This is a genomic window from Saccharopolyspora sp. (genome assembly GCF_017434145.1).
GTDB lineage: Bacteria > Actinomycetota > Actinomycetes > Mycobacteriales > Pseudonocardiaceae > Saccharopolyspora_C > Saccharopolyspora_C galaxeae.
In genome coordinates this window covers 1-9,344 of the sequence record NZ_JAFRFW010000085.1, presented here as the reverse complement: position 1 = coordinate 9,344, position 9,344 = coordinate 1, and the positions used below count along the sequence as shown (strand labels likewise).

General features: G+C 70.6%; 8 protein-coding genes. 1 reads left to right on the top strand and 7 read right to left on the bottom strand.

The genetic code is table 11. The annotated features are described in order from the left end of the window. Positions 1-143: 143 nt before the first annotated feature. The 3 genes from IJH84_RS02200 to IJH84_RS02190 form a co-directional block, all read right to left on the bottom strand. Positions 144-2,660: an MDR family MFS transporter gene (locus IJH84_RS02200; protein ID WP_295139636.1), complete on the bottom strand. Its 2,517-nt coding sequence runs from the start codon at positions 2,658-2,660 to the stop codon at positions 144-146. 98 nt (positions 2,661-2,758) lie between these two features. Continuing rightward, positions 2,759-3,298: a MarR family winged helix-turn-helix transcriptional regulator gene (locus tag IJH84_RS02195; RefSeq protein WP_200068743.1), complete on the bottom strand. Its 540-nt coding sequence runs from the start codon at positions 3,296-3,298 to the stop codon at positions 2,759-2,761. Between the two features lie 193 nt (positions 3,299-3,491). Then, on the bottom strand, positions 3,492-3,974 hold the full coding sequence (locus IJH84_RS02190) for a MarR family transcriptional regulator (RefSeq protein ID WP_295139633.1): 483 nt from the start codon (positions 3,972-3,974) through the stop codon (positions 3,492-3,494). Positions 3,975-4,455: 481 nt separating this feature from the next. On the opposite strand from IJH84_RS02190, the gene IJH84_RS02185 reads away from it, so the two are divergent. Beyond that, entirely contained in the window at positions 4,456-5,559 is a 1,104-nt protein-coding gene (locus IJH84_RS02185; RefSeq protein ID WP_200069328.1) for an FAD-binding oxidoreductase, read from the top strand. A 5-nt stretch (positions 5,560-5,564) separates the two neighbouring features. On the opposite strand, the gene IJH84_RS02180 is transcribed toward IJH84_RS02185, so the two are convergent. From IJH84_RS02180 to IJH84_RS02165, 4 genes are all read right to left on the bottom strand, one after another. Continuing rightward, a complete protein-coding gene (locus tag IJH84_RS02180) occupies positions 5,565-6,056 on the bottom strand; it encodes a helix-turn-helix transcriptional regulator (RefSeq protein WP_295139631.1) in 492 nt (163 codons plus the stop codon). Between the two features lie 2 nt (positions 6,057-6,058). Beyond that, complete coding sequence (gene dnaJ / locus IJH84_RS02175) at positions 6,059-7,252, bottom strand: molecular chaperone DnaJ (protein WP_200068742.1); 1,194 nt, start codon at positions 7,250-7,252, stop codon at positions 6,059-6,061. Between the two features lie 376 nt (positions 7,253-7,628). After that, on the bottom strand, positions 7,629-8,381 hold the full coding sequence (grpE, locus tag IJH84_RS02170) for a nucleotide exchange factor GrpE (protein ID WP_295139627.1): 753 nt from the start codon (positions 8,379-8,381) through the stop codon (positions 7,629-7,631). Further along, the coding region (locus IJH84_RS02165) for an Hsp70 family protein (protein ID WP_295139623.1) at positions 8,378-9,344 on the bottom strand (967 nt) is incomplete at its 5' end. The genes IJH84_RS02165 and grpE, both read right to left, overlap by 4 nt.

Here is a 9,344-nt window from a genome sequence, read left to right as displayed (position 1 = left end):
GGCGATCTGCGCGCCGCCGCCGTCGATGACGGTCAGCGCCGCCTCCGGGACGGGCCAGCCGTCCCCGGTGCGCACCGTCGCCGTCACGGCCCCGGACTTGCCGTCCACCGCGTTCCCGCTCCCTTCGTGTACCGCCGTCATCCTCAGTACCCCAACTCCACGTCGTGCGTGGCGCGTTGCCCGTCCAGCCGCAGCGGGGTCGCGACCGGCGGGTACCCGGTGGCGATCACGGTGTAGTCCCCGTCCGCGAGGTCGGTGAAGGTGTAGTTGCCGTCGCCGTCGGTGGTCGTCGCCAGCACCACCTCGCCCGACGCGTCGAGCAACGTCACCCGCGCGTCCGGCACCGGCAGCCCGAGGTTCGCCGAGCGCACCACGCCGGTGAGCGCGGCCGCCGATGGCAGTGCCACGTCGATCGACGTGCGCTGGCCGTCGGCGACGGTGACCGGGGTGGCCATCGGGCGGAAGCCGTCGGCGGTGGCGGTCAGCGCGTAGGAACCGCCGACGAGGTCACCGAACCGGAAGGCTCCGTCGTCCCCGGCCCGCAGGGAGTCCACGACCTCACCGCGCACGTCGGTGAGCACCACCGTCGCTCCCGCGACCACCAGATCCCCGGACCGCACCACGCCGTCGACCGTGCCGGAGCCGAACATCCGCACGTCGTGCCGCACCGGCCGGTCGCCGACCACGACCATCGACGCGGTGGGCTGGTAGTTGCCCGCCGAGGCGATCAGCACGTAGGTGCCGCCGGTGGCGACGGTCAGCCGGTAGTCGCCGTCCGCGGTGGTGCGGGTCCGTTCGACCTGCCTGCCCTGCGCGTCGGCGAGGGTCAGCACCACACCGGTGACCGCGGCGCCAGTCGAATCCTGCGCGGTGCCGTGCACGAACAGCCCGCCGGTACCCGCTCCGGCACTCGCGAGATCACCGGAGAGATAGCTGCCGTTCGCCTCGACGCCACCGGATCGAGGTCCGGTTGACCAGGCGTGGGAATAGTTGCCCACAGAGTTGCCCACAGGCTCGTCAGCGGGCCTCGGGACCGCTGCCCGCACGCCCGCAAGCTGCGCGGAATCACTCTGGCGAGTGATCGGCGCGGTCTCCGTCCCCACGGAGTTGTCCACAACCTCGAGAGGGCTGTCCACAGCTTCGCCGCGCACGTCGTCCTGCGTTCCGATCGTCCTGCGCAGTGGAACCTCCTTGATGAAAAGCACGGCCAGCAGCGTCACCACCGAGATGCAGGCGGAGACGAAGAAGATGTCCCCGATCGCATCTCCGTAGGCCGAACGCACGATCTCCTGCATCGGGCCGGGCAGCGCACCGACGTCCAGCGAACCGCCGCCCGCGGAGGCACCACCGGCCCCCACCGGGACGCCCATCGCGGCCAGGCCCTCGTTGACGTATTCGCTGACCCGCGTGGCCAGCACCGCGCCGAGCACCGACACCCCGGCCGAGCCGCCCAGCGTGCGGAAGAACGTGACCACCGAGGTCACCGAACCCATGTCCGCGCTGGCGGTGACGTTCTGCACCGTCAGCACCAGGTTCTGCATCAGCGAGCCGACACCGATGCCCATCATCGCCAGGTACACGCCGACCAGGACCAGGTTGGTGGTGTGGTCCATGGTCGACAGCAGCCCCGTGCCCGCGATCAGCATCAGCGAGCCGAAGACCAGGAACGGCTTCACCTTGCCGCTGCCCCGCGAGATGATCTGCCCGGAGACGGTGGAGGAAACGAACAGCCCCAGCACCATCGGCAGCGTCATCAACCCGGCGTAGGTGGGCGTGTAGCTGCGCGCGATCTGGAAGTACTGGCCGAGGAACACCGAACCGCCGAACATGGCGGTGCCGACCGCGACGGTGCCGATGGTCGCCAGCGTGATCGCCCGGTTGCGGAACATGCCCAGCGGCACGATCGGCTCGCGCACCTTCGATTCGATGATCAACGCGATGATCAGCGCCAGCACGCCGCCACCGACGAAGCCCGCGGTCTCCGGCGATGCCCACGGGAACTGCTTGCCCGCCAGCGAAACCCAGATCAGCAGCAGGCTCACACCACCGACCAGGAACAACGCGCCGAACCAGTCGATGTGCACGTCGCGCTTGATCACCGGCAGCTTCAGCGTGCGGCCGAGCACGATGAACGCGATCACCGCGATCGGCACCGTCACCCAGAAGCACCAGCGCCAGCCGAGCGGCGAGTCCACGATCAAGCCGCCGGCCAGCGGCCCGCTGACGGTGGCGACGGCGAACGTGGCGCCGATGTAGCCGCTGTAGCGGCCGCGTTCGCGCGGCGAGACCATCGCCGCGATCACGACCTGGATCAGCGCCTGCAGACCGCCCATGCCGATGCCCTGCACCGCGCGGAACCCGATCAGCATCGGCATCGACTGCGCGAACCCGCCCAGCACCGATCCGAGGGTGAAGATGGTGATCGCGATCTGGTACAGCAACTTCTTGCTGAACAGGTCGGAGAGCTTGCCCCAGATCGGGGTGGAGGCCGTGGAGGTCAGCAGCATCGCGGTGACCACCCAGGTGTACTGGCTCTGGCTGCCGCCCAGGTCTGCCAGGATGCGCGGCAGGGCGTTGGACACGATCGTCGAGCTCAGGATCGCGACCAGCAGCGCGAGCATGAGCCCGGACATCGCCTCCAGGATCTGCCGATGGGTCATCGGCGAGTCGCTGGTCAGCGTGTCCTCGGCCCGCTGGTGCCGACCGCTTGGCGGTGCTGGTGAGCTCGTCGGCGCGGCTTCGCCGATCGTCGAGCGGGTCATCTGGTTCCTTTCTGCGCGGGCGGGCCGGGGTGGGTGCCGGTCTGGTGCTCGGTCGGCTGCGGTGCCGGGGTCGCCTGCGGTGCCGGCGGCAGCGCCGCGGCCCGGATGTCGGCGACGCAGCTGTCGAGCAGTCCGGCCAGCTCGCGGACCTGCTGCTCGTCCCAGTCCTGCAGGGCGGTGCTGAGCCACTCGGCGCGGCCGCGTTCGATGCGGGCCAGCGCCTGCTCGCCCTCGGGAGTCGCCCGCAGCAGCGCGACGCGGCGGTCCTGCGGGTCGGCGCGGCGGGTGATCAGGCCGGCCTGCTCGAGCTGGGACACCTGTCTGCTGACCACGGACGCGTCGACGACGCGGTGCGCGGCGAGTTCGGAAGCCCGGGATTCCCCGCAGTGCACGAGCTCTCCGAGCAGACCGGTGGCGGCGTAGGGCAGGTCGGTGTGGACGTGCTGGTTGAGCGTTTGCACCGCGATCTGCTTGAGGCCGATCAGGGCGCGCAGCGGCCGCAGCAGTGCTCCGCACGATTCAGGTGTTGGTCCCATAAACCCAGTCCTTTAGTTGCTGCACGCAACTATATGGGCCGTTAGTTGCTTTAGGCAAGTTATTTGCCAGTGGCGGTCGCCACTACGGCCAACAGGAGCAACTTGTACGGTCGTGCCGATCACCGAACCGGCCGGGTTCGGCCGTTCGGGAACAGGCGCCGCCCGCGAACGTCCGGGCGCGCCGCAGGAAGCCTCAGAACATGGTGTTGAGCTGGGAAAGCAGCCGGGACAGGTCCTTGAGGTCGGCGGTGGACCAGTGCGCGAACTCGCCGTGCAGGTGCTTGCGCCGCTGCTCGCGGACGTTCGCCAGCCGCGACCGGCCGGAGGCGGACAACTGGATGCGCCGCGCCCGGCCGTCGTCCGGATCCGGCACCCGCTCCAGCAGATCCAGCTCCACCAGCGTCGCGATCTGCCTGCTGACCGTGGACTTGTCCAGCCCGGTGCGGTCCGCGACGTCCATCCCGCGCAACGATCCGGCGTCGTCGACCATCAGCAGCAGGCTGTAGGAGGCCGGGTCCAGGTCCGGGTGCACCTGCGCCGCCACCGTCATGGAGAAGTTCCGCGCGCGCCGGAACATCATCACCAGCTCGCGCTCCACCGCTTCGGCCGCGCCGCGACGCTCGCCGTCGCCGGTCCCACCGAGGTTCTCCACCGGTGCTTCGATCCGATCGATCACGGCTGTCTCCGCCCGCCGTCCTGCACTGTCCGCAGTTCCCAAGCACCGTCAGTGTCCCGCTCGTGCTGTGTTGCACCTCGCCCGGGGGTGTCCCGACACGGGCTGTGCCGGGCTGAGTGGAACGGGCCCGCTCGGCGCTCGCACTTCGCGGCGAAGTCGGCATCGTCGGTGCCGCAGCAGAATCAGCACGGTCGGAAAGGGGACATGCGCACAGTGCCACGAGGCGCACCAGCCCCACACCGGCAGATGCAGGATCACCCCGTTCGTCGCCGGCACGATCGACATGTCGAGTGCAAACCGCGCTGGATAAGTGCGCACGGCCACGCGTTAAGGTGCCGAGCCGGGGACGCCAAATCAGCACCGGTGCGGATAATGTCCGGATGCCTTCGGCCAACGTGGAGACCGCGACCCAATGACAGCGAACGCCGTACTGAGCCCGGGACCGCGCCCGAACCGGCCGACGGACTCCCGCGCGAGCCAGATGGTCCACCTGATCCGGGAGACCTGGGCCGTCGTGGAACCGCGTTCGGACGAGGTCGCGCAGTTCTTCTACGGGATGCTGTTCAGCCTGGCCCCGAACACCCGCGAGCTGTTCTCGGTCAACATGCAGGTGCAGCGCAGCCGGTTGATGCGGGCGCTGGTGCACATCATCCAGATGATCGACAGGCCGGACGACCTGCGGCCGTTCCTGCACCAGCTCGGCCGCGACCACCGCAAGTTCGGCGTCGTGTCCGCGCATTACGAGGCGGTGGGCACCGCACTGCTGGCGGCGATCAAGAAGTTCGCCGGGGACAGCTGGACCGAGACGGTGGAACGCGCCTGGGCCGAGGGCTACACCGTGATGGCCTCGGCGATGATCGAAGCGGCCGCCGAGGACGAGGGCCCCGCCTGGTACGAGGGGGAGGTCGTCGACCACCAGCGGCTGGGCTGGGACGTGGCGATCATCCGAGTGCGCACCGACCACCCGGTGCCGTACCAGCCTGGCCAGTACGTCAGCGTCGAGGTGCCGCAGCGGCCGCGCCTGTGGCGCTACCTCACGCCCGCCAACGCTCCGGCCGAGGACGGCGTGCTGGAGTTCCACGTCCGCGCCGTGGACGGGGGCTGGGTGAGCCGGGCGCTGGTGGGGCACGCGCAGCTCGGCGACGAGTGGCGGATCGGCGCGCCGATGGGGCAGCTGCAGGTCGACCGCGAAGAAGGACCGGACGTGCTGATGATCGCGGGCGGCACCGGGCTGGCACCGATGCGGTCGGTCATCGAGGAACTGGCGCAGTACGGGCAGAACCCGGACGTGCGGCTGTTCTACGGCGGCCGCACCCGGGACGACCTCTACGACCTGGAGAACCTGCAGCGGGTGGCGATGACGAACCCGTGGTTCTCGGTCACGCCGGTGCTGGAGGACGACCCGTCGGCGACGGGCGCCGAACACGGCACGCTGGCCGACGTGGTGGCCGGGCACGGTTCGTGGGAGGACCGCGAGGTGTTCGTCAGCGGCTCACCGGCCATGATCCGGGCGACGGTGTCGAAGCTGCTGGTCGCGGGAACGCCGCTGGACCGGATCCACTACGACCCGTTCACCCTGGACTGAGCCGGTCAGCGGCGGTTGCGCCGCTGACCGCGCAGGCTCTGCTCGCCCTGGGGTTGCCACACCACCAGCGCGGTCTCCTGCCGGACCGGGACGAGATCGCGGCGGTAGGAGGCGTGCACCTGCGCCGCGGTCTGCTCCGCGGCCGCGTAAGCCGCGGTCAGCTCGTCCATCAAGCCCTGCACCTTGTCCCGCAGCGCGTCGACCTCGTTCTCGAGCTCGATGATGCGCTTGATCCCGGCGAGGTTGACGCCTTCCTCCTGGGACAGCCGCTGCACCTCGCGCAGCAGCGCGATGTCGCGGGCCGAGTAGCGGCGCCCGCCCGCCGGGGTGCGCCCCGGCGATACCAGGCCGAGCCGGTCGTAGCTGCGCAGCGTCTGGGCATGCAGGCCGGACAGTTCGGCGGCCACGGAGATCACGAAGATCGGGCTGTCCTCGGTGGCTCCGGGCGGGAAGCCGACCGTCATGTTGAACTTCGCGCCGCGCCGACCGTCACCCATGCCTACCTCCCGAGCTGCTCGTCCCACTCCGCACGCGGCTCGTGGTCGCCGGTGGCCGCCGCGTACGACTGCAGCGCCTCGGTCGCATCATCGTCCAGTTTGGACGGAACGACGACCTGCACGGTGACCAGCAGATCACCGCTGCCGCCGGACTTCCTGCCCACACCTTTGCCGCGCACCCGCAGCGTCCGCCCGCTGGCGGTACCGGGCTGCACCTTCAGCGAGACCTTCCCGTCCAGGGTCGGCACGGTCAACGTAGTGCCGAGCGCCAGCTCGGGGAAGGTCACCGGAGCGGTGATCGTCAGATCGTCACCGGATCGTCCGAACAACTTGTGCGGCTCCACGTGCACCACCACGAACAGGTCGCCGGCCGCGGCGCCGTTGCGGCCCGGTTCGCCCTGACCGGCCAGCCGGATGCGCTGGCCGTCGTTGACGCCCTGCGGGATCCGCACGGTCAGCGTCCGGTTGCGGTTGGCCACGCCTTCGCCGCGGCAGTCCGGGCACGGGTGGTCGATGATCTGACCGCGACCGCGGCAGTCCGGGCAGGGCTCGCTGAACGCGAACGCGCCCTGGTTGCGGGTCACCAGCCCGGCACCCGAGCAGGTGCTGCAGGTGTGCGCGCGGGTCCCCGGCCTAGCGCCGGACCCGTGGCAGGTCAGGCAGGTGGCCGGGCTGGACAGCCGCAGCGGCACCGTCGCCCCGCGCACCGCTTCGGCGAAGTCGATGCGCACCTCGGTCTCCACGTCGGAACCGCGCTGCGGACGGTTCGCGGTGCCCGCACCGCCGCCGCGCCGGCTGTTGCCGAACAGCCCGCCGAACAGGTCACCGAGTCCGCCGCCCGCACCACCGCCGGGACGGCCGCCGCCGAACAGGTCACCGATGTCGAAACCGCCGGTGGTGCCGGTGCCCGCACCGGTGCCGAAGCCGCCGAAACCGCCGTGCCCGCCGCCGAGGCCGCTGCCGAACAACCTGCGGGCCTCGTCGTACTGCTTGCGCTTCTCCGGGTCGGACAGCACGCCGTACGCCTCGGAGACCGCCTTGAACTTGGTCTCGGCCTTGGTGTCGCCCGGATTGGCGTCGGGGTGGTTCTCCCGCGCCAGCTTCCGGTACGCCTTCTTGATCTCGTCTGCCGACGCATCGGACGAGACGCCCAGTTCGCCGTAGAAATCCTTGTCGAGCCATTCCCTGGCACTCACCGGGCGACCCTCCTCTCGTGTCCCATCCGGCTCCGGTCTCGCTGCGCCGAGCCGCCCCGCACCGGGCGGGGCGGAGTTCCGGCGGCCGACCGGGCGGTGCCGGGCCGACCAGCGGCCGGAGCCGGACGGACCGGCTGCGCACCGGCCCGTCCCCGGCAATTCCGTGCAAGACCGTTCATCGCGGGGATGCGCACTGCGACCCCGTCCGGTTCCGCGCGTACCGCTGCGGCCTGCGCCGCCCTGCGCGACGTAGCGCTCGACGCAGGGCGCAGCGCAGCGGCAGGGCGCAGCGCAGCGCGCACGCAGAGCCGCGCGGGCTCGCCGGAGTCCCCGCCCGGCTGTTCCCGGGCGGGGACGACCGGTCGAGGTCGCGATCTCACTGCGCCGTGTCCTCGCCCGCGGCGGCGCCGTCGTCCGGCGGTGCCGCGGCCTCCGGCTCGTGGTCGGTGACCGCGACCATCGCGGGCCGCAGCACCCGTTCGCCGAACCGATACCCGCGCCGGAGCACGGTCGTCACGGTCGGCCCGGAGACCTCGGCGGAAGTGTCGTGCTGGACCGCCTCGTGCACCGAGGGGTCGAACTCGTCGCCTTCCTGGCCGAACGCCTCCAGGCCCGCGTTCGTCAGCGAACCGACGAGCTTGTCGGCCACCGACTTGAACGCGCCGGTGAGGTCGCCGTGCGCCTCGGCCCGCTCCACGTCGTCGAGCACGGTGAGCAGGTCTTCGGCCACCGACGCCTTCGCGGAGTTGATCACCGATTCCCGGTCGCGCTCGATCCGCTTGCGGTAGTTGGCGTACTCCGCCGTGACCCGCTTGACGTCCTGGGTGAGTTCGTCGACCTGCTTGCGCAGGCCGGCTTCCTCGGACCCCTCGGCCGCGGCATCCTCGGCGGCGCCGTCCTGCTCACCGGCCGCCGCCGAGTCGCCCTCGGTTGGCTCATCGGCGACCTTGGCCAGTTCCTCGTCCAGCGTGCCGGACATGCTCTCTGCCACCTGTTCCTGCTCGGTGCCGGCTCGTCGTTGCCCGGTCTGCGGATCGATCCGCCGCCGGTCCCGGACCACCACCGGCTCCTGCTCGCCGTCCTGCGGCGCCTGCTGCCGGTCGGAGTTGCCTGAGCTCTCGGAGGTCACTTCTTCTTCTTTTCGTCCTCGTCGTCGACGATCTCGGCGTCCACCACGTCGTCCGCACCGGAGCTCTGCCCGCCTGCGGTGGCACCGGCACCAGCGGCGCCCGCGGCACCGGCATCACCCGCGGCACCGGCCGCGTCCGCACCGGTGTCGGCGTAGAGGGCCTGGCCGAGCGCCTGGGACTCGGTCGCCAGCTTCTCCACCGCGGACTGGATGGCGGAGACGTCCTCGCCCTTGAGCGACTCGTTGACCTCGTCGATCGCGGTCCGGACCTTGGTCTTGGTCTCGTCCGGCAACTTCTCGTCGTTGTCGGTGAGCACCTTCTCGGTCTGGTAGACGAGGGTCTCGGCCTGGTTGCGGGCGTCGGCCTCCTCGCGGCGCTTCTTGTCCTCCTCGGCGTGCGCCTCGGCGTCGGCGACCATCCGGTCGATGTCCTCCTTCGGCAGCGCCGAGCCGCCGGTGATGGTCATCGACTGTTCCTTGCCGGTGCCGTGGTCCTTGGCGTTGACGTGCACGATGCCGTTGGCGTCGATGTCGAACGAGACCTCGATCTGCGGCTCGCCGCGCGGCGCCGGCGGCAGCCCGGTGAGCTCGAACATGCCGAGCTTCTTGTTGTGCGCGGCGATCTCGCGCTCACCCTGGAAGACCTGGATCTGCACCGAGGGCTGGTTGTCGTCGGCGGTGGTGAAGGTCTCCGAGCGCTTGGTCGGGATCGTGGTGTTGCGCTCGATGAGCTTGGTCATGATCCCGCCCTTGGTCTCGATGCCCAGGGACAGCGGGGTCACGTCCAGCAGCAGCACGTCCTTGACGTCGCCGCGCAGCACGCCGGCCTGCAGCGCGGCACCGACGGCCACGACCTCGTCCGGGTTGACGCCCTTGTGCGGTTCCTTGCCGCCGGTGAGTTCGCGGATCAGCTCGCCGACCGCGGGCATCCGCGTCGCCCCGCCGACCAGCACCACGTGATCG